The sequence below is a fragment of the Hydrogenophaga flava NBRC 102514 genome (assembly GCF_001571145.1).
In the GTDB taxonomy this organism is placed as follows: domain Bacteria; phylum Pseudomonadota; class Gammaproteobacteria; order Burkholderiales; family Burkholderiaceae_C; genus Hydrogenophaga; species Hydrogenophaga flava.
On the sequence record NZ_BCTF01000025.1, the window covers coordinates 26,092 to 52,028 of the forward strand.

At 65.7% G+C, this 25,937-nt stretch carries 30 protein-coding genes and 1 pseudogene; 9 read left to right on the forward strand and 22 right to left on the reverse strand.

The window, feature by feature from the left end:
• Nucleotides 1-44 precede the first annotated feature (44 nt).
• The gene (locus tag HFL01S_RS19570; protein ID WP_157538960.1) at nt 45-602 is read right to left on the reverse strand and encodes a hypothetical protein; all 558 of its coding nucleotides are present in this window, start codon (nt 600-602) and stop codon (nt 45-47) included.
• Between the two features lie 102 nt (nt 603-704).
• On the opposite strand from HFL01S_RS19570, the gene HFL01S_RS19575 reads away from it, so the two are divergent.
• From HFL01S_RS19575 to HFL01S_RS19585, 3 genes are all read left to right on the forward strand, one after another.
• On the forward strand, nt 705-1,694 hold the full coding sequence (locus tag HFL01S_RS19575; protein ID WP_066261795.1) for a LysR family transcriptional regulator: 990 nt from the start codon (nt 705-707) through the stop codon (nt 1,692-1,694).
• On the forward strand, nt 1,691-2,521 hold the full coding sequence (locus HFL01S_RS19580) for a metallophosphoesterase (RefSeq protein WP_066261626.1): 831 nt from the start codon (nt 1,691-1,693) through the stop codon (nt 2,519-2,521). The genes HFL01S_RS19575 and HFL01S_RS19580 overlap by 4 nt, the downstream gene beginning before the upstream one ends.
• A 71-nt stretch (nt 2,522-2,592) precedes the next feature.
• Entirely contained in the window at nt 2,593-3,015 is a 423-nt protein-coding gene (locus tag HFL01S_RS19585; protein ID WP_066261628.1) for a universal stress protein, read from the forward strand.
• A 15-nt stretch (nt 3,016-3,030) separates the two neighbouring features.
• Here HFL01S_RS19585 and HFL01S_RS19590 read toward each other — a convergent pair whose 3' ends face one another.
• Nucleotides 3,031-3,669, reverse strand: a complete 639-nt coding sequence (locus HFL01S_RS19590) for a TetR/AcrR family transcriptional regulator (protein WP_066261629.1) — start codon at nt 3,667-3,669, stop codon at nt 3,031-3,033.
• 207 nt (nt 3,670-3,876) lie between these two features.
• Here HFL01S_RS19590 and HFL01S_RS19595 point away from each other — a divergent pair, with 207 nt between their 5' ends.
• Both HFL01S_RS19595 and HFL01S_RS19600 read left to right on the forward strand, forming a co-directional pair.
• Nucleotides 3,877-4,386, forward strand: coding sequence for a fasciclin domain-containing protein (locus HFL01S_RS19595; protein ID WP_084383514.1), 510 nt, complete (start codon nt 3,877-3,879; stop codon nt 4,384-4,386).
• 52 nt (nt 4,387-4,438) lie between these two features.
• The gene (locus HFL01S_RS19600; protein ID WP_066261631.1) at nt 4,439-4,894 is read left to right on the forward strand and encodes a fasciclin domain-containing protein; all 456 of its coding nucleotides are present in this window, start codon (nt 4,439-4,441) and stop codon (nt 4,892-4,894) included.
• Here the strand turns inward: HFL01S_RS19600 and HFL01S_RS19605 are convergent, their stop codons facing one another.
• From HFL01S_RS19605 to HFL01S_RS19625, 5 genes are read right to left on the reverse strand one after another with little or no spacing between them, the layout of a single operon-like run.
• Nucleotides 4,895-5,860, reverse strand: coding sequence for a LysR family transcriptional regulator ArgP (locus HFL01S_RS19605; RefSeq protein WP_066261632.1), 966 nt, complete (start codon nt 5,858-5,860; stop codon nt 4,895-4,897).
• 18 nt (nt 5,861-5,878) lie between these two features.
• The gene (locus HFL01S_RS19610; protein WP_084383515.1) at nt 5,879-6,802 is read right to left on the reverse strand and encodes a M14 family zinc carboxypeptidase; all 924 of its coding nucleotides are present in this window, start codon (nt 6,800-6,802) and stop codon (nt 5,879-5,881) included.
• A gap of 26 nt (nt 6,803-6,828) precedes the next feature.
• Nucleotides 6,829-8,112 carry an acyl-CoA dehydrogenase family protein gene (locus tag HFL01S_RS19615; RefSeq protein WP_066261640.1) on the reverse strand — a complete coding sequence of 428 codons (1,284 nt, stop codon included), beginning with the start codon at nt 8,110-8,112 and terminating at the stop codon, nt 6,829-6,831.
• Between the two features lie 27 nt (nt 8,113-8,139).
• Nucleotides 8,140-8,958: an alpha/beta fold hydrolase gene (locus tag HFL01S_RS19620; protein WP_066261641.1), complete on the reverse strand. Its 819-nt coding sequence runs from the start codon at nt 8,956-8,958 to the stop codon at nt 8,140-8,142.
• Nucleotides 8,955-10,007: a 2,5-dihydroxypyridine 5,6-dioxygenase NicX family protein gene (locus HFL01S_RS19625; RefSeq protein WP_066261642.1), complete on the reverse strand. Its 1,053-nt coding sequence runs from the start codon at nt 10,005-10,007 to the stop codon at nt 8,955-8,957. The genes HFL01S_RS19620 and HFL01S_RS19625 overlap by 4 nt, the downstream gene beginning before the upstream one ends.
• 86 nt (nt 10,008-10,093) lie before the next feature.
• Here HFL01S_RS19625 and HFL01S_RS25805 point away from each other — a divergent pair.
• Together HFL01S_RS25805 and HFL01S_RS19635 are read left to right on the forward strand one after the other, a co-directional pair.
• Nucleotides 10,094-10,612: pseudogene (locus HFL01S_RS25805) on the forward strand (flavin reductase family protein); the annotation flags it as partial.
• A 550-nt stretch (nt 10,613-11,162) separates the two neighbouring features.
• Nucleotides 11,163-12,062: a DMT family transporter gene (locus HFL01S_RS19635; protein WP_066261643.1), complete on the forward strand. Its 900-nt coding sequence runs from the start codon at nt 11,163-11,165 to the stop codon at nt 12,060-12,062.
• Between the two features lie 22 nt (nt 12,063-12,084).
• On the opposite strand, the gene HFL01S_RS19640 is transcribed toward HFL01S_RS19635, so the two are convergent.
• The 9 genes from HFL01S_RS19640 to HFL01S_RS19680 all read right to left on the reverse strand — a co-directional run bounded on the left by HFL01S_RS19640 (nt 12,085) and on the right by HFL01S_RS19680 (nt 20,972).
• The gene (locus HFL01S_RS19640; protein WP_157538962.1) at nt 12,085-12,312 is read right to left on the reverse strand and encodes a hypothetical protein; all 228 of its coding nucleotides are present in this window, start codon (nt 12,310-12,312) and stop codon (nt 12,085-12,087) included.
• The gene (locus tag HFL01S_RS19645; protein WP_066261647.1) at nt 12,309-12,674 is read right to left on the reverse strand and encodes a hypothetical protein; all 366 of its coding nucleotides are present in this window, start codon (nt 12,672-12,674) and stop codon (nt 12,309-12,311) included. The genes HFL01S_RS19640 and HFL01S_RS19645 overlap by 4 nt, the downstream gene beginning before the upstream one ends.
• A 72-nt stretch (nt 12,675-12,746) precedes the next feature.
• Nucleotides 12,747-13,277, reverse strand: coding sequence for a hypothetical protein (locus HFL01S_RS19650; protein WP_066261649.1), 531 nt, complete (start codon nt 13,275-13,277; stop codon nt 12,747-12,749).
• A gap of 107 nt (nt 13,278-13,384) precedes the next feature.
• Entirely contained in the window at nt 13,385-15,181 is a 1,797-nt protein-coding gene (locus HFL01S_RS19655; protein ID WP_066261651.1) for an NAD(P)/FAD-dependent oxidoreductase, read from the reverse strand.
• Nucleotides 15,182-15,365: 184 nt separating this feature from the next.
• Nucleotides 15,366-17,264 (reverse strand): sigma-54-dependent Fis family transcriptional regulator, encoded by a 1,899-nt coding sequence (locus HFL01S_RS19660; protein ID WP_066261653.1) that lies wholly within the window; start codon nt 17,262-17,264, stop codon nt 15,366-15,368.
• A gap of 200 nt (nt 17,265-17,464) precedes the next feature.
• Complete coding sequence (locus HFL01S_RS25210) at nt 17,465-18,808, reverse strand: PDDEXK family nuclease (protein ID WP_157538964.1); 1,344 nt, start codon at nt 18,806-18,808, stop codon at nt 17,465-17,467.
• A gap of 135 nt (nt 18,809-18,943) precedes the next feature.
• Entirely contained in the window at nt 18,944-19,882 is a 939-nt protein-coding gene (locus HFL01S_RS19670; protein ID WP_066261659.1) for a GSU2403 family nucleotidyltransferase fold protein, read from the reverse strand.
• Nucleotides 19,883-19,926: 44 nt separating this feature from the next.
• Nucleotides 19,927-20,703 (reverse strand): type I methionyl aminopeptidase, encoded by a 777-nt coding sequence (map, locus tag HFL01S_RS19675; protein ID WP_066261661.1) that lies wholly within the window; start codon nt 20,701-20,703, stop codon nt 19,927-19,929.
• Nucleotides 20,703-20,972: a ParD-like family protein gene (locus HFL01S_RS19680; protein ID WP_066261668.1), complete on the reverse strand. Its 270-nt coding sequence runs from the start codon at nt 20,970-20,972 to the stop codon at nt 20,703-20,705. Before HFL01S_RS19680 ends, map begins: the two co-directional genes overlap by 1 nt.
• Before the next feature lie 126 nt (nt 20,973-21,098).
• Here HFL01S_RS19680 and HFL01S_RS19685 point away from each other — a divergent pair, with 126 nt between their 5' ends.
• On the forward strand, nt 21,099-21,698 hold the full coding sequence (locus HFL01S_RS19685) for a type IV toxin-antitoxin system AbiEi family antitoxin domain-containing protein (protein WP_066261670.1): 600 nt from the start codon (nt 21,099-21,101) through the stop codon (nt 21,696-21,698).
• Entirely contained in the window at nt 21,695-22,597 is a 903-nt protein-coding gene (locus HFL01S_RS19690) for a nucleotidyl transferase AbiEii/AbiGii toxin family protein (RefSeq protein WP_066261672.1), read from the forward strand. Before HFL01S_RS19685 ends, HFL01S_RS19690 begins: the two co-directional genes overlap by 4 nt.
• Before the next feature lie 104 nt (nt 22,598-22,701).
• Here HFL01S_RS19690 and HFL01S_RS19695 read toward each other — a convergent pair whose 3' ends face one another.
• The 6 genes from HFL01S_RS19695 to HFL01S_RS19720 all read right to left on the reverse strand — a co-directional run bounded on the left by HFL01S_RS19695 (nt 22,702) and on the right by HFL01S_RS19720 (nt 25,930).
• The gene (locus HFL01S_RS19695) at nt 22,702-23,313 is read right to left on the reverse strand and encodes a hypothetical protein (RefSeq protein ID WP_157538965.1); all 612 of its coding nucleotides are present in this window, start codon (nt 23,311-23,313) and stop codon (nt 22,702-22,704) included.
• A gap of 84 nt (nt 23,314-23,397) precedes the next feature.
• Entirely contained in the window at nt 23,398-23,670 is a 273-nt protein-coding gene (locus HFL01S_RS19700; RefSeq protein ID WP_066261681.1) for a hypothetical protein, read from the reverse strand.
• Nucleotides 23,671-23,685: 15 nt separating this feature from the next.
• A complete protein-coding gene (locus tag HFL01S_RS19705) occupies nt 23,686-24,129 on the reverse strand; it encodes a VOC family protein (RefSeq protein ID WP_066261684.1) in 444 nt (147 codons plus the stop codon).
• Between the two features lie 37 nt (nt 24,130-24,166).
• Nucleotides 24,167-24,697, reverse strand: coding sequence for a DUF1697 domain-containing protein (locus HFL01S_RS19710; RefSeq protein ID WP_066261686.1), 531 nt, complete (start codon nt 24,695-24,697; stop codon nt 24,167-24,169).
• 11 nt (nt 24,698-24,708) lie between these two features.
• Nucleotides 24,709-25,452: a hypothetical protein gene (locus HFL01S_RS19715; RefSeq protein WP_066261687.1), complete on the reverse strand. Its 744-nt coding sequence runs from the start codon at nt 25,450-25,452 to the stop codon at nt 24,709-24,711.
• 28 nt (nt 25,453-25,480) lie between these two features.
• Nucleotides 25,481-25,930 (reverse strand): hypothetical protein, encoded by a 450-nt coding sequence (locus HFL01S_RS19720; protein WP_066261688.1) that lies wholly within the window; start codon nt 25,928-25,930, stop codon nt 25,481-25,483.
• Between the last annotated feature and the right edge of the window lie 7 nt (nt 25,931-25,937).

The window sequence follows — 25,937 nt, forward strand, 5'->3', positions numbered from 1 at the left end:
CCGGCATCTGCCGGGGGGCTTTTTTCATGTGCGACAGCGGAGGATTACAGGTAAGGCAGGTAGCCCGTCTGGCGGCGCACTTCCATCTGAGCCCAGCGGCGCAGCGGTGCGGAGAAGCCCGTGTCCAGACCCATCGGCGCCAGCGCGTCCGAGTAGTCGTTCTTCGCCGCAACGGGCAAAGGGTTCAGAGCTTCGGCCAGCTCGGCTTCGCGGGCACGGGCCTGCATCAGCTCGGCCTTGAGGCGCGGATCGGTGCGGGCCAGGTCCCAGAGGCGGGCTTCGGCGCGGGCCTCGGCCAGCGAACGCGACCAGCTGTCGAGCGAGCGCAGCGTGACCTGCGCCGCACGGCGGGCCGTACCGGCGAACAGCGCGGAGCCGGCGAAGATCACGACCCACAGGGCGACCCAGCCCAGGAACAGGTGGCCATCGGCCCAGGAGCCGATCATCTGGTCGGCCAGCACCACCAGGGCGGCCACGGCGGCGGCCAGCAGCATGGTGGCCAGGCTGCGCGAGCCGTCAAAACGGCGGGCGCGACCGGCGCCCTTGTCGGCGGCAGGGCCCATGCCGACGGATGCGGGAGAGGGAGAGAAGACGGTGCTCATGGCGAACTCCTTGGATAGACAGTCTTTTGGACAGGCGAATACTAGGGTGAACCCTGATGTCACGCCAATTTATTTTTGTGATGAATTACATTCACCAAGATGATGAATGAGACCAACTTCCGCACGCTGGACCTCAATCTGCTGAGGGTGTTCGACGAGGTCATGGCCGAGCGCAACCTCACCCGCGCAGCCAACAACCTGGCCATGACACAGCCGGCGGTGAGCAACGCGCTCAAGCGCCTGCGGGAACACCTGGGCGATGAACTGGTCCGGCGCTCGGGCTACGGGGTGGAGGCGACACCGGCCGCGCTGGCCCTGTGGCCGACGGTCCGCGACGCGCTGGCGCAGCTGCGCGAGTCCCTGTCGCCGGCCGACTTCGACCCGTCGACCGCGGGCAAGGCCTTCGTGCTGGCCATGGCCGACGCCACCGCCGCCAAGCTGGTGCCCGGGCTGGTGGACCTGCTGGAGAAGGAAGCGCCGGGTGTGAACCTGCGCATCGTGCCGCTGACCACGCGCGATCCGCGCGAACTGCTGGAGTCCGGTTCGGCAGACCTGGCGGTCGGGCATTTTCCCGGCGTCATCGCAGAACTGACCGCGATCCACCTGCAGGAACACACGCCACGCTTCCTGCACCAGCGGCTCTACGACGGTGAGTACGTGGTGGTGATGCGACGCCACCACCCATTGGCCCGGGCCCCGCTCACGCTCGACGCCTACTGCGCGGCGCGCCACCTGCTGGTGAGCTTCTCCGGCCGGCCCTTCGGCTTTGTCGACGAGGCGCTGTCGGCGATGTCGCGCCAGCGCCGCATCGTGATCACGGTCAACCAGTTCTTCACCGCAGGTCGCGTGGTGGCCAGCACCGACCTGCTGACCGTGCTGCCGCGGCACTTCGTCGAGGTCACCGGGATCGAGTCGGCACTGACGCTGCGCGAGCTGCCGCTGCCGGTGCCGGCGGTGCACGTCGACGCACTGTGGCACCGGCAGTCGGCGCACAACGGCGCACACCGCTGGCTGCGGCAGGCGGTCGAGCGGGCGGCGCGGCGCGGCTTCGCGGAAGCCGCGGCCGACGCTGCGCCGACAATCGCGCCATGAAGCTCCAACTGCTCAGCGACCTGCATCTCGAAACCGACGCCAGCTTTGCTGCCACACCCGCGGCAGGCGCCGACCTGCTGGTGCTGGCGGGCGACATCGGCTCCTACCAGAAACGGCGCGACGACTCGGTGATGGACGAAGCCGACTGGGGTCTGCGGCGCTTCTCGCCCCTGCCGCAGCATGGCGGCTGGCCGACCCCGGTGCTGTTCGTGCCGGGCAACCACGAATACGACAACCTCGACTGGGACGAGGCGCACGCGGACCTGCGCCGCGCCTGCGACCGGCTCGGCATTGCCTGGCTGGAGCGCGAGACGCTGCAGATCGATGGGGTGCGCTTCATCGGCACCACGCTCTGGAGCGACTACGACGCGCTGGCCCCGACGGGCACCACCGAGACCGAGCGCCTGCGTCTGCGAGAGAAAGCCTTTCGCGCCGCCAACTTCTACCTGCACAAGATGGCGGGCCTGCGCGGCGGCGCGCTGTTCGACGCGGCCGCCATGCGCGAGCTGGCGCTGGAATGCCAGGACTGGCTGCGCGAGGCGCTGGCCCAGCCGCACGATGGGCCCACGGTCGTGGTGACGCACTTTGCGCCGACCCTGCACAGCGCCGACCCGCGCTACGGCCTGGCGCCCGGCACGGCCGGCTTCTGCAATGCGCTGGACGACCTGCTGCCCCTGGCCGATCTCTGGCTGCACGGACACCTGCACTGCGCAACCGATGTGCAGGTCGGCCGCTGCCGCATCGTGGCCAATCCACTGGGCTATGCGCGCAAGGGTGAGCAGAACGATTTCAGGCCCACACTGACGGTGAATGTGGAAATCCCATAGGAAATGCCCACACCCCGCGCGTACACTGGCGCGATTCGCCCGCCTTTGGGGCACACAACCGGAGAGAGACCATGAAGATCCTGCTCGCTGTGGACGGCAGCGCCTACACCAAGAAAATGCTGGCCTACCTGACCACCCACCTGGAGGTGTTCAGCGCCAACAACGAGTTCACCATCTTCACCGTGCAGATGCCCCTGCCTCCGCGCGCGCGCGCCGCCGTCGGTGCCGAGGTCGCCAACAGCTACTACGCCGAGGAGGCCGAAAAGGTCACCGCGCCTGTGGTCAAGTTCCTCAAGCGCCACGGCATCGAACCCAAGGTCGTGCACAAGACCGGTACGCCCGGCGAACAGATCGCCAAACAGGCCGACGCCGGCAAGTACGACCTGGTCATGATGGGCTCGCACGGCCACAGCGCCCTGGGCAACCTGGTGATGGGTTCCGTCGCCACGCAGGTGCTGGCGCACTGCGGTGTGCCGGTGATGCTGGTGCGCTGACGCGCCGCGCCAGCCTCAGCGTTGGCGCAATCCGTCGAAACAGGTGCTGAGCACCATGTCGATGATCTGGCCGTCGCTGTACAGGCCGGACCCCTTGAGAAACCCCAGCACCGGGTCGCAGGCCCGGGCATAGAGGGTGTACAGCACCGCGATCGGCGGCAGGGCGGGATTGACGCTGCCCTGCTGCTGGGCCGCCTCGATCCAGGCGCCCAGCCGGTCGCTCACATCCATCAAACCGTCCACATAGGCCTTGTTGGTCGTCAACGACGCGCGCAGGCTGGAGTTCTCGCTGGGCAGCGAGGGCATTTCACCGGCCAGCTGCACCTCCATGGTCCAGCGCGCCACCGAGCGCAGCAGGTCGAGCGGCGGCGCCTTCGGGTCCAGCGTGTCCAGGAAGGCCCGCGCCCGGTTCATCACCTTGACCATCGCGGCGGCCGCCAGGTCTTCCTTGCTGGGGAAGTGCTTGTAGAGGCTGGCCTTGGCGATACCCACCTCGGCGGCCACCTCGTCCACCGTCATCGCCTCGAACCCCTTTTCAGCCAGCAGCCGGTTCACCACCGAGACGATGGCGTCCTCGCGCGCCAGATGCATCTGTTCGCGAAAACTGCGCTTGGGAGTGGAACGGGGGGTCGGAGAAGAAACGGCGGTGGTCATGGTCAATCTTTGGGCAGCACTCGTATTGTGCCCCAAATGGACGCCAAAGTAGATAACCATACTGACAAGTATCTTTTCTATACTGATTGGTCACTTTTTGATCTTATGCGACTAATATCACGCCCAGACAGCTGCGGACCCTGATTCCGGAGCACCCCGCCCCGGCGCCGGCTGTCTCTATCCACCCCACGCCTGAAGGAGACCGAGATGCCGATCCCGAGACGTTCCCTGTTGCTGGCTGGTGCCGCAGCGGGCCTGCTGACCGCCTGCGGCGGCAGTGACGACGACCATGCGCCACCCAACATCGTGGCCACCGCCCAGGCCACGCCCAACCTGAGCATCCTGGTCGAGGCCGTGGTCGCCGCGGGTCTGGTCGATGCTCTCAGTGCGCCCGGGCCGCTCACCGTGTTCGCCCCCACCAATGCCGCATTTGCCGCCCTGCTGACCGAACTGGGCATCACCAAGGAGGCACTGCTGGCCGACAAGCCGCTGCTGACCGCCGTGCTCACCTACCACGTGGTGTCCGGCCGGGTGCTGAAGGACCAGGTGCCGGTCGACACCCCCATCGCGACCCTGCAGGGCGCGAGCTTCACCGTCGGCGGCGACCTGCGCATCACCGACGGCCGCGGCCGCCAGGCGGCCATCGTCGCCACCGACATCCTGTGCAGCAACGGCGTGGTGCACCTGATCGACCGGGTGATCCTGCCGCCGGCCTGATTTCCTTCTCTTTTTTCCGTTCCCTGTCCTCAACCTCTCTTAGGAGTTACCCATGAAGAAGTCCCTGATTGCCTCCGTCATCGCCCTGGCCACCCTGGGTTCCGCCCACGCCAAGGACATCGTCGACACCGCAGTCGCTGCCGGCTCGTTCAAGACCCTGGCCACGGCCCTGCAGGCCGCCGGTCTGGTCGACACGCTCAAGGGCAAGGGCCCGTTCACCGTGTTCGCCCCCACCGACGAAGCCTTCGCCAAGGTGCCCAAGGCCGATCTGGATGCGCTGCTGAAGGACAAGGCCAAGCTGACCGCCGTGCTGACCTACCACGTGGTGCCCGGTAAGGTGATGGCCGCCGACGTCAAGGCCGGCAAGGTGAAGACCGTGCAGGGCAGCGAGATCACCGTCAGCACAATGGGCGGTGTGAAGGTGGACGCCGCCAACGTCGTGAAGACCGACATCGCCGCCGACAACGGCGTGATTCACGTCATCGACAGCGTCATCATGCCGAAGTGATCAGTCCGCTTCCTTGCGCTTCGAACCCCGCCCCGGCGGGGTTTTTTGCGTTCCGGCGGGCAGCAGGTTGTGCTTGGCCGCCCCGGTCAGCGCCGCGGTCAGCGCCTCCAGCACGTCGGAACTGAGGTTCCAGCAGTGCCAGTACAGCATCACGCTCAACCGGTGGCGCGGCAACAGGTTGACCAGCTCGCCGCGGGCCAGCAGATCGCGCACCAGCAGTTCCGGCAGCACGCTCACGCCCCAGCCGGCCTGAACCGCCCGCAGCTGCCCGACGCTGGACGGCACGTACAGCTGCTTGAGCCCGACACGCGGCAGACCGAAGGCCTGCTCCACGAAGCCGTGCTGCTGATAGTCCTTGCGATTGAAAGCGACAAACGGCAGCTGATGGAAGTTGTGGGCGCTGAGGCCCTTGGGGCAATGGATGCGGGCGAAATCCGCCTGCGCCACGGCCACATAGTCCATGCAGCCCAGTGGCACCATCTTGCAGCCGCGCAGCGCCTGCCCCAGCGAGGTGACACAACCCAGCACCTGGCCCTCGCGCAACCACTCCTGGGTGAATTCCTCGTTGTCGGTGATGATTTCCACCGGCAGGCCCTGACGCACCAGCGCGTCCAGCGCCGGCATCGCCCAGGTGGCGATGCTGTCGGCATTGATCGCGATCGAGATGCGCTCCTCGTCCCGCCCTGCCCCGCCGGCGCCCGGCGCCAGCTCCCTGAGTTCGGTCTCCAGATCGGCCCGCAGCAGCCGCATCATCTTGGCGTGCTTGAGCATGAGCTGCCCCGCCGGTGTGGGCTTGAGCGGCCGGCTGCGCACGATGAGCACGGTGCCGACCTGCGCCTCCAGCGCGCGCAGGCGCTGCGACACCGCCGACTGCGTGATCGACAGGCGCTGGGCCGCGCGTTCAAAACCACCCTCTTCGATGATGGCGGCCAGACACTCCAGGGCGTCGGGATCAAAGGTGCTCATGTGTTCTCCGCGCGCGGGTCAACCGGTCTTCTTCACCTTGACCGGCACCACCTTGGCGTCGCCCTCGGCGGGGATGACGCGTTCGCTCATCCAGCGCAGCAGGTCCAGCCACATCTGGCGCATCTCGGCGTCCAGCGGCGTGCGGATGGCGCTGGGCAGCTCGATGGTGACCACGGGCATGCCCTTGTGCACGCCGCCGTAGTTGCCCAGGCTGCCGGGGAAGATGCCGACCTGGTCCAGGTACAGGCGGCCCAGGCGCGCCGGTGGCACGGTGGGACCGTCGAAGTCGAGCACGCCGTAAGGCGCGTGGATGCTCACGATCAGGTCGGGCTGGAAGCGCTCCATCTCTTCGTGGAAGAACTTCGACTCGGGCTCGGACAGCGGCTTGGGGCCGGGCCAGCGGCGCGGGTCCTTCTTGGTCCGTTGTTCCCAGTAGATCTTGGCGTCACGCGCCCAGTTGGGGGTCGGGAAGTTGCGGTTGAGGTCGACACCGCGGGCATTGACCCGCTTGGCGGGCCGGGCCATCAGGCCGTCGGGGTTGAGCGCCGGGATGAAGCGCCAGTGCACGTTGGACGGCGTCTCGACGGCGCGCTGGATCCAGTGCAGGGCCACCGCGGCCGAGGACAGCTCGTCGCCGTGCATCGCCCCCACCACCAGCACCCGCACCTTGGCGTCGGGGGCCATCACGTCGCGCTGGTACAGCGTGCGGCCTTGCACCGACACGCCACCGCTGGAAGGTTTGAGCTGGGCCGCGTGGCACAGCGGCGCCTTCACGTTGGGCAGGCGCGCCACAAATTCGATGCAGGGGTCCGCCGCCTTGTCCGCGGCGGGTGGCTTCGGCGTCGCCATGGCGCCGGTGTGCGCCGCCAGCGCCAGGCCCAGCGCCAGGAGCGGACGGACAGATCGGCGTGGGAGCGGCGAGGAACGGTGGTCACTGGTCATGACCACGATTCTATGGACCGGCTCCCTCACTCGTCCTTTTCGCCGGGCTCGTACAGGGTCTCCCGGCCCATGCGGTCGAGGATCAGCTCGGCCGTCCAGGGCAGCATCAGCGCGCCACAGCGGCTGTCGCGGTACAGGCGCTCCAGCGGCAGGTGCTTGAGCATGCTCTGGCCGCCGCAGGTGCGGATGGCCAGCCGCGCGAGGTCGTTGGCGCCTTCCATCACCGCGTGATGCGCGGCGTAGAGGCGCAGCTTCTCGTCCTTGCTCGGGTTAGGCTTGGCCTCGAATATGGCGCGGGTGAACAGGCTCTTCATGGCTTCGAGCTGCAGCCGCATCTGCGCCACCGTGATCTGCTTGGTGGGGAACTGGCGGCGCTTGATGGGCGGCTCGCCTGGCACCTCGCCGCGCAGGTACTGCACCGTGAAGTCGTAGGCCGCATTCGCCACGCCCAGGTAGGTCGGCGAGAGCGTGAAGAACATCGCCGGCCAGGTCTGCGCGCCCTTGAAGTAGATGCCGCGCGGCATGAGCTGCTCGTCGTCGCTGACGAACACGTCCTTGAACGTGAGGTTGCGGCTGACGGTGCCGCGCATGCCCAGCGGGTCCCAGTCGCCGCTGATGGAGAACCCCTCCGAAGTCGCCGGCACGCTGATGTAGAGCGTGTCGCGGGCGTCGGGGTGCTGGTCGCCCTTGTCTTCGGTGCAGAGCACGCCGTAGTAGTCGGCCGCGCCCGAGAGGCTCGCCCAGATCTTCTTGCCGTTGATAAGCCAGCCGCTCTTTCCGTCCCGCTCCACCTTCTTCGCCGTGGTGCCGAAGGGCGCACGGCCCGCCGCGGCCGCCGTGCCTTCGCTGAAGGGCTGGGCGTAGAGCTTGCCCTCGTTCACGATGCGCGCGAAGTGCAGCTTGCGCCGCGCCGCGTGTTCGACACGCTGCTCGTCGCTCATCGCGATGCCGTCGGCCAGCACGCCGGTCCACATGGTGCTGCAGATGTGCATGTTCCAGGTGAGCGCGGTGGCGCCGCAGAAACGCCCGATCTCGGCCGCCACCATCATGTAGGTCGGGAAGTCCGCACCCGCACCGCCGAACTCGACCGGCACGCAGAGCCTGAGGAAGCCCTGTTCGCGCAGGTCGTCGTAGTTGGCGAACGGGAAGCTCGCCTCCTTGTCCCACTGCGCGGCGCGGGCGGCGAACTTGTCGCGGCCCAGCGCGTGGGCCTTGGCCAGCCACTCGCGCTGCAGCGGCGTGAAGGGCATGTCGCCGACGGCGGGTGTGAAGTCCAGGCCGGTGACCGGGTTGACGGGACGGGTGGTCATGGGTTTGTCTCCTCTTGTCGGGTGGATTCAGTGCAGGTCCGGGCGCGTCCTTGGAACGGGCTCGCGGAGAAAGTCCAGCAGGAGGCGGTCGAACTCGTCGGGCGCTTCCAGGTTCATCAGGTGGCCCACGCCGGCCATCTCGGTGTAACGCGCGTTCGGGATCTGCAGCGCCATCTGCTTCATCACCGCGGGCGCGGCCACGCGGTCGAACTCCCCGCCGACCAGCAGCGTGGGCACGCCGATGTGGGCCAGCGATGCCTGGCGGTCGAAGGTGACGATGCAGTCCAGCGCGCGCCGGTAGGTGGCGGCCGGCACGCGGCCCATGCACTGCTCGGCCAGGCGCACGCCTTCGGGCAGCGAGCCGGGACCGACCATCTGCGGCACCAGCTTCGCCGCCATCTCGGCCATGCTCTGGCCGGCGTCCAGCGGCGCGGTGCGCTGCGCGATGAACTGCTGCGCCCAGACCTCGGCACGCTGGCCGTCGCTGCGTTTGCCGAAGGCGGCCGAGGTGCCGCAGAGCATGAGCTTGCGCACCTTCTCGGGCCGGCGCGCGATCACCTCCTGCGCGACCATGCCGCCCATGCTGTGGCCGACCAGCACCACGCTGTCGCACTGCAGCGCGTCGATGAGGTTGATGCAGCTCTGCGCCAGCCCCTTGAAGGTGTAGGGCTCGATGGGTGCGCTGTGACCGTAGCCGGGCATGTCCCAGGCCACCGCGCGGTAACCCACGCTGGCCAGGGTTTCGACCTGGGGCGCAAAGGCCAGGTGCCCGCCGCCGATGCCGTGCAGCATGAGCACGGTGGTGGCGCCATCGCCCAGGGTGGTGAATGTTGGCAAGCTGCTCACGCGACCACCTTTCCGGCATCGACCACCACCGTGCCATCCAGCGACACGGTGCAGTCGCGCATCGGCCAGTCGAAGTGGCCGCGGGTGTAACGGCCCGCCGTCTCGTTGGCGCCGGTGCTGTAGAGGAAGTTGCCGGCGAAGGCGCGCAGTTCGGTGCCGTTGAAGTCGCGCTTGTCGTGCAGCGCCATGCTGTCCCAGCGCGCGGCGTCGTTCAGGCCGTAGCCGACGTGGCTGACGGCATAGGCCTCCTTTTCACCCCAGGCCGCGAAGTAGCTGCGCAGCAGTTCGGCGTCCACGCCGCCGCCGTCGATGTGGGTCACGTAGTCGCTCTCGATGGTCAGCGTGATCGGGCGCTCGATGTAGCGCTTGAAGGTCAGGTTCACGTCGCCCTCGGCCAGCACCAGCCGACCGCTGACGCTGCCCGCCGCCGGGAAGGCCAGCACCAGGCCGCCGGGCCAGTGGGTCAGCGTGCCGGGGCGTGTGGTGCTGCCCCAGTTGCCGCCCACCACGGCGCCCTGCAGCGAGACCGTGAGCTCGGTGCCGGCGGGCGAAGTCACGCGCAGGGCCTTCGCGCCGCGCAGGCGCTTGACGTGTTCCTTCACCCGCGCCTCGGTGGCGTCGTCGGGCAGCAGGCGCGCCAGCGCCTCGGGGTGTTCGTTGCTCACGTAGACGACGCGCGGCTGGGTGATGCCGTTGCCCTGCAGGATGGCCGGCAGCTCGGGCGCGTGCATCAGGCCCTCGACCGTGCAATCGATCACCAAGGTGCAGGCCTGCAATGCCGCGATTACCGGCAACTGCTGTTGAATGGCCGGTGATGCCCCGGTGGAGCGCGTCACGGGTTCGCCCGCGGCGCCGAACACCGACGGCAGGGTCAACACGAAGGCCGGGGCCCCGAGCCGCGCCGCCGCGAGACGCGCCAGCTCGACCAGCACCGGACGGCTCTGGCTTTCGTTGAGAATCGCCACCGTGTCGCCCGGCTGCAGCGCACAGCGCCGCAGCACCGCTTCAAACGCGTCGATCCAGGCGGGTTCGATCCGCTCCTGCAACATGGGTTGTCTCCTGTTTTGGGGGCCTGCCATCGGGGAAATGGCGGTTGCGGGCCCATTATTGATGAATTTTCATATAAATTGCAGCCATGTCCCCGTCCCGTGCCGCCGGCCACGCCGCCCAACCGCCCGATTTTTCGCCGCGCGACTTCCGCGCGACGCTGGGCATGTTCGCGACCGGCGTCACCATCGTCACCGCGCGCAACGACCAGGGTGAGCCCGTCGGCCTGACGGCCAGCTCGTTCAATTCCGTCTCTCTGGACCCGCCGCTGGTGCTGTGGAGCCTGGGCAAGGCGGCCGGCTCGATGGCGGTGTTCAGCAACGGCCGGCACTACGCGATCAACGTGCTCGCCGCCGACCAGCAGGCGCTGGCCGAACGTTTTGCCGCCCGCGGCGTCGACCGCTGGGCCGGCGTCGGCTTCACCGAAGGCGCGGGCGGCGCGCCGCTGCTGGAGGGCTGCGTCGCCACATTCGAGTGCTTCAACCGCAGCCAGTACACCGAGGGCGACCACGTGATCTTCGTCGGCGAGGTCGAGCGCTGCGCGCGCCGGGCCGACGCCTCGCCCCTGCTCTACCACGGTGGCCGCTTCTACACCGAACACCCGCTGCACGGCGCGCCGGCCGACGCCAGCGCACCGCAGCCGCCCGATGGCCGCTTCGTCGGCAGCTACCTGGGCTACCTGCTCGGCCAGGCCAGCCACGCGGTCTACCGCGACTTCGAAAACGCGATTGCCGCCCAGGGCCTGACCCACATCGCCTGGCGCGTGCTGGCCGTGCTGCACGACGCCGCGCTCAGCCAGCCCCACAGCCCCCCCAACGGCCAGGGCGCCATCGCCGTCGGCCAGCTGGCGCACGACGTGCTGGCCAAACAGCCCACCGTCACCAAGCTCGTGCAGCGCATGGCCGAGGACGGCCTGCTGGAACTGCTGGCCGACCCGGCCGACCAGCGCCGCACCCTGGTGGTCGCCACCGCCGAAGGCCGGCGCATCGCCGCGGCGCTGATCGAACAGGCCCGCGCACAGGAAAGCCACCTGCTCTCGCGCTGGTCGGCGCACGAGGCGGACACGCTCAAGCGACACCTGCAAAAGCTGGCCTCCGGCCAGTAAGGCGCCGCGCGCGACATGAGTCGCGCCGCGCCTGCGCTACCCTCCTGCCCCCATGACCGCCGTCCAACGCAAAGACCACCTCGACACCTTCGCCATCACCGTGCTGGTGGCCTGCTGCGCCTTCTGGGGCTTCCAGCAGATCCTGATCAAGTTCGCCGGCCGCGAGATCCCGCCGCTGTGGCAGGCCTCGGTGCGCATGGCCGGCGCCACCGCCCTGCTCTGGCTGTGGTGCCAGCTGCGCGGCGTCAAACTGTTCAACAGCGACGGTTCGCTCAAGGGTGGGCTGATCGTCGGCCTGCTGTTCGCGGCCGAGTTCTGCCTGATCTACCTTGGTCTGCAGCACACCAGCGCCTCGCGCCTGACGGTGTTCCTCTACACCAGCCCGTTCTGGGTGGCGGTGCTGCTGCCGCGCTTCGTGCCCTCGGAGAAGCTGCGCAAGATCCAGTGGATCGGCCTGGTCATCGCATTCAGCGCCGTCGGCATCGCCTTCAGCGAAGCCTTCCTGCACGGCTCGGCGCCGGGCCAGTGGAAGGGCGACGCCATGGGCCTGGCGGCTGGCATGTTCTGGGGCCTGACCACCATCGCGATCCGCACCACCAAGGTGGCCACCATCCAGGCCGAGAAATCGCTGTTCTACCAGCTGAGCGTGACCGCCACGGTCTGCCCGCTGCTGTCGCTGGCGCTGGGCGAAACCTGGTCCTTCGACTACTCGGCCCTCGCCTGGGGCTCGGTGTTCCTGCAGACCGCCGTCGGCGCGTTTGCCAGCTACCTGGCCTGGATGTGGATGCTGCGCCACTACCCCGCGACGCAGATGTCCACCTTCACCTTCCTCACCCCACTGTTCGCGCTGGTCTTCGGCGTGGTGCTGCTGGGCGAACCACTGACGCTGCAGCTGGTGCTGGCGCTGCTGGGCGTGGCGGCGGGGATCGTGCTGGTGAGCCGCAAGGGCTGAGCGGCCGCCCGCTTCGGCAAGGTCAGTGACCGCGGAAACGCGCCCACAGCACCAGCGCCACGACCACCACCAGCGCCCCCACCCCGGTCAGCACATGACCCAGGGTGGTGGTGCACCCGAATGCGAACTCGTGGGCCACGCACCGGATCTCATCGCCTTGCGTCATCCAGCGGTAGATCGCCATGCCTGCGATGACGCAGACCGACAGACCCACCAGGGTCAGCGTGATCACCTCCAACGGTTTTTTCATGGGTTCTCTTGGTGAGCAATGACCTGAAGCGCCTGCCGGACCGAACCCACCAGTTCAATCCACTCGGGCCTCGCCATCTCCTGGCTATCGCCACGCATCGTTGCAGGCGTAGCCTGGCAGAAGACATCTACCGCCGTCCCAACAGAAAGAAGCGCCTGTGCCTCATTTTCTGAGTAGATCGGCGCCGGGTAGCTGTCCTTGGTGGGGTGATCTGGGCTCCAGTCGTACCACTGATTGATGGTTTCGTTCAGATCCCACGGCGGTGGATCGGATGGGTATTCAGCAACCATTTCGAGCCACTCCACAATGCGCTGCCGGACCCGCTGTTGGATAAGTTCTGAAGATTTCACGCCTTCTGACATGGCCCCCTCAATTGATTCGCTGTTCGTCACTTGTACAGCATAGAAGAGCTGAAGGTCACCCTTCGCACCTGTTCACCCGAACGCCAGATTGATCACCAGGAACAGCAGGAACCCCTGCACCGGTGGCGGGACGTCGGGTGGTACTTCGGCGCACAGCCGGCGCCGCGTGGTGAAGGCCTGAGGCTCGTGGACCAGGCCCAGCGCCTGCCCGTCCTGCTGCAGCTCGAAGCGGGTCTTGAAAAAAGTGCTGCGCCGCACCAACTCGCCACTAAAGGGCTCAGTGATGAGCAGCCGCGCGCGCCCGAAGAAGCCCTGGGGCACCACCACCTCGGCCGATGCGAGACGGGCGCCGCCCTGCATCAGCTCGAAGCGCGTGTCGTTGTTCCAGCCGCGGCGCGTGTATTCGAACTCGATGGTGTACGCCTCACCAGACAGACGCAGGTCGATGCTCGACCGCAGCCGCCCCGGTGCCGGGTTCTTCAGCCGCGCGTTGCGGGCTTCGGCCCAGTCGGGGAAACACAGCTCGCCGATCACGGTGCCGTCGGCCGCGGCCAGGTCGTAGGTGAAGCCGGACAGGGCCGAGCGCTGCAGGGCGATCAGCATGGATCGCTCCGGCAAAACTTCGAAGAAGGAACAGGCATGGCGTGGGCTGGCGTTGCGAGCCAGCCCACTATAGCCACGCCTCAGGAGGTCAGGCCCTCACGGCCCGTTCACCGCAGGTGGTGCACCGCCGCCTGCCCGTACACCGGCGTGTCCAGACCTTCGTAGCGCGCCTTGAGCTGCAGCGACAGGAATTGCGAGTAGTGGCGGCTCTGGTGCAGGTTGCCGCCGTGGATCCACAGCTGCTGCTGGTTGGTCGGCTTCCACATGTTGCGCAGCTCGCCCTCCCACGGCCCCGGGTCCTTGGTAGTGCTGGAGCCCAGGCCCCAGACCTTGCCGACGCGGTCGGCGACCTCGGGCGACACCAGGTCGGCCAGCCAGTGGTTCATCGAGCCGTAGCCGGTGGCGTAGACGATCAGGTCGGCCGGCAGCTCGGTGCCATCGGAGAGCGTCACGCTCTTCGGGTTGATGCGCTCAATGTTCACGCCGCTCTTGAGCTTGATGCTGCCGTTGGCCACCAGTTCGCTCGCGCCCACGTCGATGTAGTAGCCCGAGCCGCGGCGCAGGTACTTCATGAACAGGCCCGAGCCATCGTCGCCGAAGTCGAGCAGGAAGCCCGCCTTCTCCAGCCGGCTGTAGAGGTCGGCGTCGCGCTTCTTCATCTCCTCGTACACGGGGATGTGGAAGCTGTGCATGATTTTGTAGGGCACGCTGGCGAACACCAGATCGGCCTTGTGGTGGTCGATGCCGTTCTTCACCGCCTCTTCGCTGTAGAGCCCGCCCAGCGCCAGTTCCATCAGCGAGTTCGACGGCGCGATGTGTGTGCTGCTGCGCTGGATCATGGTCACGTCCGCGCCGTGTTCCCACAGGGCCGCGCAGATGTCGTGGGCCGAGTTGTTGGAGCCGAGCACCACCGCCTTCTTGCCCGCGTACTTCTCGGGGCCGGGGTGCTTGCTGGAGTGGTGCTGGTCGCCCTCGAAGGTCTCGGCGCCCGCGATCTTCGGCACGTTGGGGTAGCCCGACACACCCAGCGCGAACACCAGCTGCTTGGGCCGCAGCGTCACCTCTTCGCCGTTGCGGTCCACCACCACGGTCCACTCGCCCTTGGCCTCGTCGTAGCTGGCCTTCTTCGCGGTGGTGGAGCCCCAGTAGTTGATCTCCATGACCTTGGTGTACATCTCCAGCCAGTCGCCCACCTTGTCCTTGGGCGCGAACACCGGCCAGTCGTCCGGGAACGGCATGTAGGGCAGATGGTCGTACCAGACCGGGTCGTGCAGGCACAGGCTCTTGTAGCGGTTGCGCCAGCTGTCGCCGGGCCGCGGGTTCTTCTCCACCACGATGGTCGGCACACCCAGGCGACGCAGCCGCGCGGCCAGGATGATGCCGCCCTGCCCGCCACCGATGATCACCACATAAGGCTGCTCCTCGTAACCCAGGCGCGCCTGCTCGTCCTGCCGCAGTTCGAGCCAGCTCTTGCGGCCCTTGTGCACGCCGTGTTCGGCGCCCTTGATGCGGTTGGCGCCCTTCTTCTCTTCGAAGCCCTTGAGCTCGACCATGGTGGTCAGCAGGGTCCAGGCCTTGTCACCCTTCAGGCGCAGGTGGCCGCGTCCGCGCGAGACCCGGGTGTCGAAGGTGAACCAGGCCTCGGTGACGCCGTCGGCCTCGGTGGCTTCGCCTTCGAGCTGGAAGTTCGAGGCGCCCGCGTCGGCCTGGCGCGCGGCGAGCATGTCGCGCACCGCGTCGTGGCCTTCCTGCGTGCGGATGTTCCAGGTGAAGGACACGAGGTCGCGCCAGTAGCAGTCGGCGTCGAACAGGGGCAGCACGTTGTCGGGATTGCCGGAGGCCAGGGCGGCTCCGAAAGCGTCCAGCCAGCGCTGTGCCCGCTGGGAGGGCGTGTTTGCAGTCATGGGTTGTCTCCTGTGATGCCGGCCTCGGTGCGGGCCGGTGCCTTGTGCATCACAAGACGCGTGCCAGGCGGTCGGCGCGCGCAAGTGCTTGATCTGGCAGGGATTTGTCTGGGGTGCGGTGGTGTCACACCCCGTGCACCTGTCACCCCTTCGGAGTGACAGCTGTCACAGGCATCCAGCCCTTTCAGGCCATGCGGTTGGGCGGCACGATGCCGGCGCGCTTCATCCGGCGGTAGAGCGTCATGCGCGAGAGCCCCATCGCCAGCGCCACCGCGCTCACGTTCCACTGCGCGGCGCGCAGCGCCTGCAGCAGGGCCTCCGGCCCCTCGTCCTGACCGCCCTCGCCCGCCGTGACTCGCGCGGGCAACCGAGCCACCTGCAGCTCCGGCAGGTCGTCCAGGTCGATCGGCCCGTCACCACACAGGCTGGCCGCGTAGTCGAGCACGTTGCGCAGCTCGCGCAGGTTGCCCGGCCAGCGGTGCGCCAGCAGGCGCTGCAGCGCCGCGGGCGCGATGGCGTGGCCGTCCAGCAGGCGCGTGATCATGGCGCCCAGGTCGCTGCGCTCGCGCAGCGGCGGCAGCTGAATGTGCGCGCCCTTGAGCCGGTAGTACAGATCGTCGCGGAAGCGCCCCGCCAGCACCAGTTGCTCCAGCGGCGCGTGCGTCGCCGCGATCACGCGGATGTTCACCGGCACCGGCCGCGTCGCTCCCACCGGCAGCACCTCGCGCTCGGACAGCACGCGCAGCAGCCGCGCCTGCAGCGCCAGCGGCATGTCGCCGATCTCGTCGAGGAACAGCGTGCCGCCGTCGGCCTCGGCGATCAGACCACGCTTGCCCTTGGGCAAGGCGCCCGAGAAGCTGCCCGGCAGGTGACCGAACAGCTCGCTCTCGATCAGGTGCTCTGGAATCGCCGCGCAGTTCACCGCCACGAAGGGCCGGCTGCGCCGCTCGCTCGCCGTGTGCACCGCCTTCGCGAAATACTCCTTGCCCGAGCCGGTCTCGCCCGTGATGAGCAGGCTGATCGGCGTGTTCACCAGCCGCGCCACGCGCTCCACCTGCCGGTCCAGCGCGGCGTCGCCCGCCGAGAGCGCGGCCAGCGGCGCGGGCACGCGGCGCTCCTCGCGCGGCGCACTCGCCACCGGGCGCGCGGGCGGCGGCACCGCCGAGAGGAACAGCAGCTGTTTGCCACCGGCCAGCATCACCGCGCGCTGGTCCGAAGGCTGGGTCATCACGAAGCGGCCGATCTGGCCGAAGGGCAGGCCGAACAGCTGCTCGAAGCCCATGCCCAACAAAGACTCACCGTTCTGCAGCGCCAGTTGCGCCCGCCGGTTGTGGCCCACCACGCGGCCGTTGGCGTCCAGCGCCAGCAGGTAGTCCGGCTGCACGTCGAGGAACTGCGGCGCCTGCGACAGGCGCAGCACCCAGTCGTGGCGGTGGCGGTGCAGGAAGGCCGCGTTCTCGATGTCGTGCGCGTACATCTTCACCAGCTGCAGCGCCAGGTGCTGGCTCTCCTTGGGCTGCTGCGAACTGAGCTGCGAAATGTCCAGCACCGCGCTCAGCTGCCCGGCGCTGTCGTAGACCGGCGCGGTGGTACAGGTCAGCGGAATGTGGGTGGCGTCGAAGTGGTCGTCCAGGTGCACGGTCAGCGCCTGGCCGGTGCTGATGCAGGTGCCCACGCCGCAGGTGCCGGCGTGGTGCTCGCTCCAGTCCGCGCCGAGGTAGAGGCCCGCCTTGCGCAGGCTGGGCTCGAACACCAGGTCGCCCAGAAAGTCCACTGTCACGCCGCGCGCGTCGGTCAGCAGCACGACATACCCCAGGCCCGCGACCTTGCTGTAGAGCGATTCCAGCCCGTGGCGCGCGATCTGCAGCAGCGCCTCCATCTGGTCCTGGTGCTCGCGCAACCGCGCCTGCGGCAGGATGACGGCCTCCTGCATGCGCGTCGGGTCCAGCCGGTGCTGCTGCACACAGCGCAACCACGAATCGCGGATCACCTGCTCATGCCGCGCCGCCACCTGCGCCCCCACCCCGTCCGCGGCCACCTGCATCACGGTGGCGATGTGCTGGTGCGGGCTGGTGGTTTGCATGGCGCGTCTCCGGGGTGAAGGCTGGCAGGCTTCAGAAAGCCTTGCACCTTCGGATCAGCGCGGGGTGGTGTCAATGGAGGGTTTACCCGGGGAAATCCGGCTGCACGAAGCTTTGGCACGCGGACCGAAACCGAAGATGTGCAGTTCGGATCGCAACGGGAGGTTTTCGCAAGGCGCACCGCTCTGGCAAGCGGTAGCCATCACCTCCTGATTTCGGCAACTTTCTGATCAGCGAGCCAATACAGGTGGCGGAGTGCAATATTTTTCAACTGCTCATAGGACTCCACTTCCGTTAACTTGGGATGGACTAGGAAGAAGGTCGCGGACTGAAGGTTTTCCGAAGCTCCTTTGTGCTTAAACACAGCCTCAGTTCTTACACCGGACTGAATAGATCCGTGTATACGCACCCCTCCCAGATGCCTCGAAAGCCGTGACGGCAGCTTATTCAAAGAATGAGGCATACCCTCCTGATAAAACGATGAAGACTCCATCCTCAAAAGATCTGAATAGTACTTATCAGCAACCAACTCCGTGAGCAAATCAGAATCATCAACGAGAATTTGCAGATCCTTTGACAGATCCTGGTAATTGCCACCAAACATCGCATTAGCCAGCTGTTCACGCTGCCTCAGAAATTTGCGCTGAAATTGATCATCCTCAACATCTTGCACAAGAGACTCACTCATACCCCTTGAAATTACCCTTGCCCAGCTTGAGATTATTTTGGCATACAGATAAAACTCTTTTCTCCAACTATTTCGCCACAAGGCCATATCTGACGGAAGAATTCTCAGCACAGGAAGCCCGATTTCTCGCAGGAGCCTGTTTTTATGGCTATCTTTAATCACGCTTCGCCATTCGGTGTGCGTTTGACCATCAACCTCAATGCACAACACAGGTCTGTTGGGGTTCTGACCATGAATGACTACATCTATAGGTCCAAGGCGCCTTATGGACTCGTTCAGTTCATTGTTACAGGTAAGCACCCCTTCCGGCATCATTCGATAGGCCGAAACCTCGTGCAACAAAGTGTACTCATCCTGCACTCCGATCTTAATTTGGTTAGCAACCTTACTCTCCATCACATTAATAGGGCGCCTATCCCCAGAGTAATTTCGACCAACATTCAAAATAGAAATGACCTTCTCCACAAAATCATGCGGGACTAGAAGTGGTTCGAAGGGAAGTACAGCCACACCCCATACTTGAAGAAATTCAGTAGCACCGCTTCTGTCTGACTCTTCGTCAGTGATGAATAAAATCGGCCTTACATCGGTCTTTTCTCTACCATGCGCAATTGCGAATAGCACGCTCATCTTTTTTACATCGTGCGCATGTCCAGCCGCATGCTTATCTGGGTCAAAGAATGCGGATAGCGCGCAGCCCGCAAGGACGACATGTTCATCATCGTCAAGACAGCTAACTAACCGTTTAAACACAGACCACTGATCCTCGCTGAGAACAGGCCGGGGTGCCCAGCTACCCGGGGTGCATTCAAGCGTCAGCCTGTCAAGGAGACGATCAAGAAATTTCTCATCACTCATTAAAACCCCCAAATTCACCCAAATAATTAAATACTGAAATCAACAATCGCTATGTCGACCCGGAGCACATTGACTTCGTCGGATAGGCCCAAAGCAATCAGCGCCCGCGTTGCCCCACGCTGGCAGCATGGCAGTTCACTGCACCAGCAGCAAACCCTCATCCATCAGCCCTTGCACCACCTGCGCCTGCAGCGAATCCCGCCTGCGCTTCGAAGGCTCCCGGTTGGGACGCTCCGCCAGCCAGCGCTTGAACTCCACAAAGGTAACCGGGGAGATGGTGTGCATCACGGCCATCTTGCCGGTGGCACCGATCACCACATGTGAAAAGCGCGGCGCCTCGGTAAGGATCTTGGCCCTTTCGGCCATGACGGGCCAGAGCTCGTCTTCCGCGTCCGAGAGCTTGAAGGGGTGGGGGTCGTCGCCCTCCTGCATGCGGCGCAGGAAGTCCACCTCGAAGCCTTTGGCGTTGATGGCGGTTTCGGCTTGCAGGTCTTTGCGCACGAAAGTAGGGTCCACCTCCTGCAGCAGCTGCAGCATGGATTTGTCCAGGCGCTTGACGTCGGCGAGGAAGCGCACACGCTGACGGGCGTCCCACAACAGGTCGACGCCCTGCGTGGCGAGCGCGCCAGCGACGATGCGAACGCCCGCCACCGCTTCGTAGGCATAGAGCGCGTGCGTGCCGACCACCGTGAAATGCGGAGCCAAGCCGCTGTCTTCCAGCTTGTTGAGCAGGTCCACCACCAGGGCGGGCACGCGCCCCGCCCTCACCGCTTTGTTGAGCCGCTGCGCGGTGGTGGCCGCCGCCTTGAGGCTGGCCAGGCGGGCCTCGGTCTCTGCCTTGCGCGCCTTGAAAGCGGTGTAGGTGGCTTCGAGCTCCGGGCTGCGGGCGCCCAGCCGCTGTTGCCGGTTGCCCCGCCCGGTTTTGATCAGGTACTCGTAGGCGCCTTCCTGCTTCCAGTACATGCCGCCTTCGACCTGGCGGGCAAGTGCTTTCACGCGGGTCAGTTCGGCGAGGATGGTCTGGGCGTCGATGACCTGCCGGGCGGCCTCGTCAGGCAGGGGGAGGTAGTTCATTCACCTGTTGCAGAGAAAAAAAACAATCTAACAGGTGAATTCTTTTAAATCAATGACTTATCCCACGCCGTCAGCACCTCAAACCCCTGCTCCGTCACCGCCACCATGTGCTCCCACTGCGCCGAGAGCGAGCGGTCTTTGGTCACCACCGTCCAGCCGTCGGCCAGCTGCCGGGTCTCGCGTTTGCCGGCGTTGAGCATGGGTTCGATGGTGAAGACCATGCCGGCCTCCAGCCGCAGGCCCTGGCCGGGCTGGCCGTAGTGCAGCACGTTGGGTTCGTCGTGGTAGATCTGGCCGATGCCGTGGCCGCAGTACTCGCGCACCACGCTGAAGCGCTCGCGGTGCGCGACCGTCTGGATGGCGTGGCCCACGTCGCCGAGCGTGGCGCCGGGCCGCACCTGCCGGATGCCGGCCAGCAGGGCCTCGTAGGTGGTGTCCACCAGCCGCCGCGCCAGGGTGCTGGGCGTGCCGACGCAGAACATGCGGCTGGTGTCGCCGAACCAGCCGTCCTTGAGCACGGCCACGTCGATGTTGACGATGTCGCCGGCCTTGAGGATCTTGTCGGGCGCGGGGATGCCGTGGCAGACGACGTGGTTGACCGAGGTGAGGATGGTCTTGGGGTAGCCGTGGTAACCGAGGTTGGCGGGGACGGCCCCTTGCACGTTCACGATGTGGTCGTGGCAGAGGCGGTCGAGCGCTTCGGCGCTGACGCCGGGCACGACGTGCGGCCCGATCATGTCCAGCACCTCGGCCGCCAGCTGCGCGGCGCGCCGCGCCATGACCAGTTCGTCGGCGCTGCGGATGGGGACGCCGCGCGCCATCAGTGGCGGCCTTTGGTGGCGGCTGCGGCGGCGGTCTTGTGTGGCGCTGTCGTCACGAGGGTGGCGGCGTTGGTGAGGTCCAAACCGCCGTTGAGCTCGGCCTGGATCAGCAGCTGGCAGATCTCGCGGTAGTCAAGGTCGGGATGCATCTCGGTGAGCATGCCCACGCGCATCCAGTGCTCGGCCTGCGCGTTGATGGACCGGCTCAGGGCCGTGCCGGCGACCCGCAGGTTCTCATGCATCTGGTCGGAAATCTTGACGATACCCATCTGAGGCCTTCATATGAAACATATACGAATTGTATTTGCATCGTATATTCCCAATCCACCGTGGCCCTTGTTTTGAAAACTGCATGACTTGTTAAGAAGTCATGCAGATACTAAACTTCAGTGCCCATGAATCCATCCGACCACATCCTCGAACTGGCCCGGCAGCGGCATGTGCTGCGGGCGGCGGATGTGCGTGCGCAAGGCTGGTCGCCGCAGCTGCTGATCCGGCTGCACCAGACGGGCAAGCTGCAACGGTTCGCCCGCGGTCTGTATGGCCTGCCAGACGCCGAAGTCACTGAACACCAGACGCAGATCGAGGTGTGTCAGCGGGTGCCCAAGGCGGTGCTGTGCCTGCTGAGCGCGCTGCAGTTCCATGAGATCAGCACGCAGATGCCCCACGAAGTCTGGATCGCGCTGCCCGAAGGCCGGCAGACACCGCAGCTGGGCTACCCGCCGCTTCGGGTGGTGCGCCTGCGCGGCGCTGCGTACAGCGAGGGCATCCAGACGGTGACCGAACACGGCGCCCCCGTGCGTGTGTACAGCGCCGCCAAGACCGTGACCGACTGCTTCAAGTTCCGCCACAAGATCGGCCTGGACGTGGCGCTGGAGGCGCTAAAAGAGGCTTGGCGCAGCCGCAAGGTGTCGATGGCCGAGCTGAACCACTTCGCCAGGATCAACCGCGTCGAACGTGTCATGCAGCCCTACCTGGAAGCCGTCGCGCAATGAGCGCCAACATCTCTGCGTCCATCCTGGCCCGGCTGCTAACGCTGGCGAAACAACGGGGCGACGACTACAGCCTGCTGCTCAACCGGTTCGCGATGGAGCGTCTGCTGACGCGCGTCAGTGCATCGAAGCATGCCGACCGCTTCCTGCTCAAGGGCGCGTTGCTCTTTGCGCTGTGGTACGACACCCCACACCGCCCGACGCGGGATGCCGACCTGCTGGGTTTCGGGCCAGACGACGAGGCCACCTTGATCGCCACCTTCCGCGACATCGCCGCCATCGACCTGCGCGACGGCATCGTGTTCGACCCCGAATCGGTGAAAGCGCAGGCCATCCGCGAAGACAACACCTACGGCGGCACACGCATCACGCTGGTGGGGCGCATCGGCTCCGCACGCTGCGCCCTGCAGATCGACGTGGGATTTGGTGATGCCGTGACACCCGGGCCGCAAACCGTGGCCTTTCCCGTCCTGCTGGGCGACTTCCCGGCACCCACACTGCGGGTCTACCCGGTCTACACCGTGATCGCCGAGAAGTACCAGGCCATGGTGATGCTGGGACAGGCCAACAGCCGCATGAAGGACTTCTTCGACCTCGCAGTGATAGCGCAGCGCACAGAGCTGGATGGCGCGACGCTGGCAGCCGCTATCGCCGCCACCTTTGCCCGGCGCCATACCGTGCTGCCGATGGAGCGCCCGCTTGCGTTGACGACAACGTTCAGCGAAGACGCCGCCAAGTTGCGCCAGTGGCAAGCTTTCCTGAACAAGAACCGCATTGAGGCGGCCAGTCTGGGTGACACCGTATCGCTGCTGCACGACCTGCTGTGGCCGCCCACGCAAGTGGCTGCGGCCAACAGCCTGGCCACCGCCACCTGGCGCCCTGATACCTTGCGGTGGATCTGAGGCTTTCCCGAAAGGAGAAGCACAGAGCCATACACAAACACATCCAGCCATTCAATCGATGCAGACGGTGAATAGCCAGAAGGACTGGACATGCCAAGAAGATTTCAGACTTGAGAAAGCACAGGCGTCAGCTCAACGCCGACAAACGACGCGGCAGACAGCGCTGTGCCAGCGTTTGCGCCCACGACCACCTTGAATGACTTTAAGGGTGTTGAACCGAACTCAATGCTGGAGCGAAACACACCGGACGCAATCTGCTCCGAAAGCGTTGAAGCAAATTCAGGAACAGGAACGACCTCATCGGCAAAGTTCCCGCAAACAGCGCACGGCCTTGATCTCTGCATCGCTGAGTACCTCAACACCGACTGTGGACGCAGCCAGAAAAAGTCCTGGTCCGCCGGAAGCCTCACGAAATCGTGGCTACTCGCGCCGTTTTCCGTGAGCACCCGGCACAGACGCGATGAGACCAACGTGTACCCGTCGTACGTGGTGGTGATGTCCCTCCGTCGCTTCTTGACCCGATACCCGGGATCGACGTACTCATGGTTGACCTTGCCCCCACACTCGCGACAGGTCGCCGTGTGCGGAACACCGTTCCGACCAAAACGCCACTCACTCGCTCCCGCGAGCGGCTTAAAAGTGTCGTTCCCGAGCATGTACGAACCGTCGTCATGCCCAGTCAGCTCGAACGCCAACACCTTTTTCACCTGCGTCACTCTCAACCTCCCAAACTCCATAACCTCTTGAACTGCAGGCCAGCTTCATTGAAGGCCATGAACCGATGTCGGTGGTCCACGTGGTCAGGGCCAATCCCCCGCCAACCACCAGATCCCCACCGCCAACACCACCAGACCAACGATCTCCACAAGGATCGCTGTGCCGGTGTCCGCGTCATCCACGCCGCCAAAGCGCTCCAGCGGATAGCGCCCCAGCGTCACGACGCGCAGCAGGCACCAGCCGATCGACCAGCCCACGGTCTGGATGCACACATCCCAGGCCAGCCACCAGAGGAATCGCAGGACGCCGAGCAAATGCCCTCTGGGGGCATCCAGCCAGTCGGGGACATCGATCATTCTTTACTCCCAGGTTCAACGCGATGGACGGGGCGACCCAGGCCCTTCATGGGCCGGCCCTTTGAGCTCGATGACGTTGCCGTCCGGGTCGCAGAAGTACAGGGAGAGCCCCTCTCCCTCAGCGCCAAAGTTGGTGCTCGCCGGGCCGTTGGAAGTGACGCCTTGTTGGGCGAGGTGCGCCACGATGCGCTGTTCGTCGAAGGGCCCCACCCGCAGGCAGAGATGGTCGACGTTGCGTCCTTCCGCCTTCGGCCCTTCCCCGCCCACCCGGCCCAGCCTGCCGTCGATGGACACCAGGTCCACCATGGACGCACCCGCCCGGAGGTGCATGAGCCCGAGGTCGGGCCGCTCGCGCACAAGGTGGCAGCCCAGCACACGCTCGTAGAACGCCACGCTGGCGGCGAGGTTCCGCACGCGGAACACGACGTGATCGATGCGTTCGACAGTGAATGGAAGCATGGGCGGCGGTGTTGGAAAGGATGGCCGCATTCTGGCGTCAAACCAGCGCGGCCAGCTTGAGCGTCGTGCCCCAGTTGCGGCTGGTCACGCCCTTGCCCACCTTGCCCAGCAGCGCCTCCCCGGCCCGGCTCTCCAGCAGACCGTTCGCGCAATGCAGGTAGGCGGCGTGCTGGGTGACGGCGAGGCGTTCGCCCGGGCTCAGCAGAGGCCGCAGGCTCTCCAGTGCCGTCAACCGGTCCGGCGCCATCGCGAACGCCACGAGGAAGCGCCCGTGGTCCGCTTCAGGCGGAACGATGGGGTTGCCGTTCACGATCGCCTGGAGCTCGCTGGCGGACTTGACGATCACGGGCGTGGTGACTCCGAAGCGCTCCGCAAGGCCGGCGCCGATCTCGTCGGCCAGCTTGTCCGCGCTGCGGCGGGTCGAGCTGAACACCGCGTTGCCGCTGTTGAGCAGGGTCTTCACATCGCTGTGGCCCAGCGCTTCGAGCATCGCCCGGAACTCGGCCATCGGCACGCGGTTGGCCTTGCCGACGTTGACACCGCGGAGGAGGACTGCGAAGCGAGGCATGGTTCGCCTATTTAGCTTGGCACAGCGTCAGCAGGCGGCGTGGTGCTCTCTGAGCCCAGCCGAGACTCCAGATCGGCCCACGGAATGTCGCAGTAGGTCTCGGACTCAGGCCAGTCTCTGGGGTTGGCCTCAATCTCCAGTGGAGGACCCAGCTCCAACGGTTCACCGGAGAAGGTCTGGCGAATGACGAAGCCCGTATTGGGTGATCGCACCATGACCAGTTCCGACCTGGGACGAAAACTGCTGGTGAGCGGGTCTTGTTCGTAGATGCCGAGGTCTTGGCTCTCGGAGTCGAACATGGTGAATACCTTGCCTTCCCCCGTGTGCAGGAAATAGAGCAGCCCTCCGTGCTCGGGTTCTTGGAACCGTTTGGCCGCCGTGAAGGCATAGCGCTCTTCCCGCACTTTCCCAGCGTCCAGGTCGGCCTGGATGAGTGGGCGATAGTCTTTCCAGGACCTGACCCAGCGCACGCTGGAGATCGCCGCAAAGATGCCGCACAGCGGAACCACCACGATGACAGCCCAGACCCCGACGGGGCTGGACAACCCGCATTGCACACCGGCAACCTTGTCAGCCACCCATGCGATGACCGACCAGATCACGACAAAGCAAAGAGATGTCACCGCCCAGAGAACGACCGCGTTTTCGACACCTTGTTTGAACCGCTGAAAACTGGTCGGTGCATCGCGAAGCATGTTCGCCAGGCAATCAAGTTCTTCATCGGTGGCCCGGCGCTGTGTGACGAGGGTGGGCATGGAGCGTGATTGAGCTAGAGGCCTTGATTCAGCTCGTCGCTTCGAGGACTGCTTTGTCAGCACCTCCAGTTGCGAGCTGTTCCAGCGACTGGGCGAAAGTGCCAAGCATTTCGTAGGTGGTGAGCAACTCGACCGCCAAGGATGATTGGCTTTCCTGCCGATCGGTCACATGGACTGGGGTGCTCAGCACCACACGGCAACCGACCCGACCAACCGCACCCACAGGGTAGAACGTGAGCCCAACATGCTCCTGTTCCAAACCATCACCGGACTGGCTCCAGAAGCCCCCTTGTAGTCCAAGCGGTGAATCGGCAGGCAACGGAAATGCAGTACCAAGTCTCTTCGCAAAATCCACGAGTACAGACACGGCGAACCATGCAGACCCATAGCCGGCATAGCCATTGGAGTGGACTTGCGCGAAGAGCTCGCCCGTACCGTCGATATCAGGTCTGAACTGGAGGTGAAGGGCGTCGGGCATCTTGGTG

What these genes read in the sequence shown, in the direction of transcription:
- HFL01S_RS19610 (WP_084383515.1), bottom strand. Translation starts at nt 6,802, where the DNA reads ATGACCAGTGACCACCGTTCCTCGCCGCTCCCACGCCGATCTGTCCGT.
- HFL01S_RS19720 (WP_066261688.1), bottom strand. Translation starts at nt 25,930, where the DNA reads ATGCCCGACGCCCTTCACCTCCAGTTCAGACCTGATATCGACGGTACG.
- HFL01S_RS19705 (WP_066261684.1), bottom strand. Translation starts at nt 24,129, where the DNA reads ATGCTTCCATTCACTGTCGAACGCATCGATCACGTCGTGTTCCGCGTG.
- HFL01S_RS19615 (WP_066261640.1), bottom strand. Translation starts at nt 8,112, where the DNA reads ATGACCACCCGTCCCGTCAACCCGGTCACCGGCCTGGACTTCACACCC.
- HFL01S_RS19710 (WP_066261686.1), bottom strand. Translation starts at nt 24,697, where the DNA reads ATGCCTCGCTTCGCAGTCCTCCTCCGCGGTGTCAACGTCGGCAAGGCC.
- HFL01S_RS19600 (WP_066261631.1), top strand. Translation starts at nt 4,439, where the DNA reads ATGAAGAAGTCCCTGATTGCCTCCGTCATCGCCCTGGCCACCCTGGGT.
- HFL01S_RS19715 (WP_066261687.1), bottom strand. Translation starts at nt 25,452, where the DNA reads ATGCCCACCCTCGTCACACAGCGCCGGGCCACCGATGAAGAACTTGAT.
- HFL01S_RS19575 (WP_066261795.1), top strand. Translation starts at nt 705, where the DNA reads ATGAATGAGACCAACTTCCGCACGCTGGACCTCAATCTGCTGAGGGTG.
- HFL01S_RS19625 (WP_066261642.1), bottom strand. Translation starts at nt 10,007, where the DNA reads ATGTTGCAGGAGCGGATCGAACCCGCCTGGATCGACGCGTTTGAAGCG.
- HFL01S_RS19685 (WP_066261670.1), top strand. Translation starts at nt 21,099, where the DNA reads ATGAATCCATCCGACCACATCCTCGAACTGGCCCGGCAGCGGCATGTG.
- HFL01S_RS19690 (WP_066261672.1), top strand. Translation starts at nt 21,695, where the DNA reads ATGAGCGCCAACATCTCTGCGTCCATCCTGGCCCGGCTGCTAACGCTG.
- HFL01S_RS19605 (WP_066261632.1), bottom strand. Translation starts at nt 5,860, where the DNA reads ATGAGCACCTTTGATCCCGACGCCCTGGAGTGTCTGGCCGCCATCATC.
- HFL01S_RS25210 (WP_157538964.1), bottom strand. Translation starts at nt 18,808, where the DNA reads ATGAGTGATGAGAAATTTCTTGATCGTCTCCTTGACAGGCTGACGCTT.
- HFL01S_RS19595 (WP_084383514.1), top strand. Translation starts at nt 3,877, where the DNA reads ATGCCGATCCCGAGACGTTCCCTGTTGCTGGCTGGTGCCGCAGCGGGC.
- HFL01S_RS19680 (WP_066261668.1), bottom strand. Translation starts at nt 20,972, where the DNA reads ATGGGTATCGTCAAGATTTCCGACCAGATGCATGAGAACCTGCGGGTC.
- HFL01S_RS19635 (WP_066261643.1), top strand. Translation starts at nt 11,163, where the DNA reads ATGACCGCCGTCCAACGCAAAGACCACCTCGACACCTTCGCCATCACC.
- HFL01S_RS19640 (WP_157538962.1), bottom strand. Translation starts at nt 12,312, where the DNA reads ATGAAAAAACCGTTGGAGGTGATCACGCTGACCCTGGTGGGTCTGTCG.
- HFL01S_RS19645 (WP_066261647.1), bottom strand. Translation starts at nt 12,674, where the DNA reads ATGTCAGAAGGCGTGAAATCTTCAGAACTTATCCAACAGCGGGTCCGG.
- HFL01S_RS19670 (WP_066261659.1), bottom strand. Translation starts at nt 19,882, where the DNA reads ATGAACTACCTCCCCCTGCCTGACGAGGCCGCCCGGCAGGTCATCGAC.
- HFL01S_RS19655 (WP_066261651.1), bottom strand. Translation starts at nt 15,181, where the DNA reads ATGACTGCAAACACGCCCTCCCAGCGGGCACAGCGCTGGCTGGACGCT.
- HFL01S_RS19590 (WP_066261629.1), bottom strand. Translation starts at nt 3,669, where the DNA reads ATGACCACCGCCGTTTCTTCTCCGACCCCCCGTTCCACTCCCAAGCGC.
- HFL01S_RS19570 (WP_157538960.1), bottom strand. Translation starts at nt 602, where the DNA reads ATGAGCACCGTCTTCTCTCCCTCTCCCGCATCCGTCGGCATGGGCCCT.
- map (WP_066261661.1), bottom strand. Translation starts at nt 20,703, where the DNA reads ATGGCGCGCGGCGTCCCCATCCGCAGCGCCGACGAACTGGTCATGGCG.
- HFL01S_RS19700 (WP_066261681.1), bottom strand. Translation starts at nt 23,670, where the DNA reads ATGATCGATGTCCCCGACTGGCTGGATGCCCCCAGAGGGCATTTGCTC.
- HFL01S_RS19585 (WP_066261628.1), top strand. Translation starts at nt 2,593, where the DNA reads ATGAAGATCCTGCTCGCTGTGGACGGCAGCGCCTACACCAAGAAAATG.
- HFL01S_RS19580 (WP_066261626.1), top strand. Translation starts at nt 1,691, where the DNA reads ATGAAGCTCCAACTGCTCAGCGACCTGCATCTCGAAACCGACGCCAGC.
- HFL01S_RS19650 (WP_066261649.1), bottom strand. Translation starts at nt 13,277, where the DNA reads ATGCTGATCGCCCTGCAGCGCTCGGCCCTGTCCGGCTTCACCTACGAC.
- HFL01S_RS19660 (WP_066261653.1), bottom strand. Translation starts at nt 17,264, where the DNA reads ATGCAAACCACCAGCCCGCACCAGCACATCGCCACCGTGATGCAGGTG.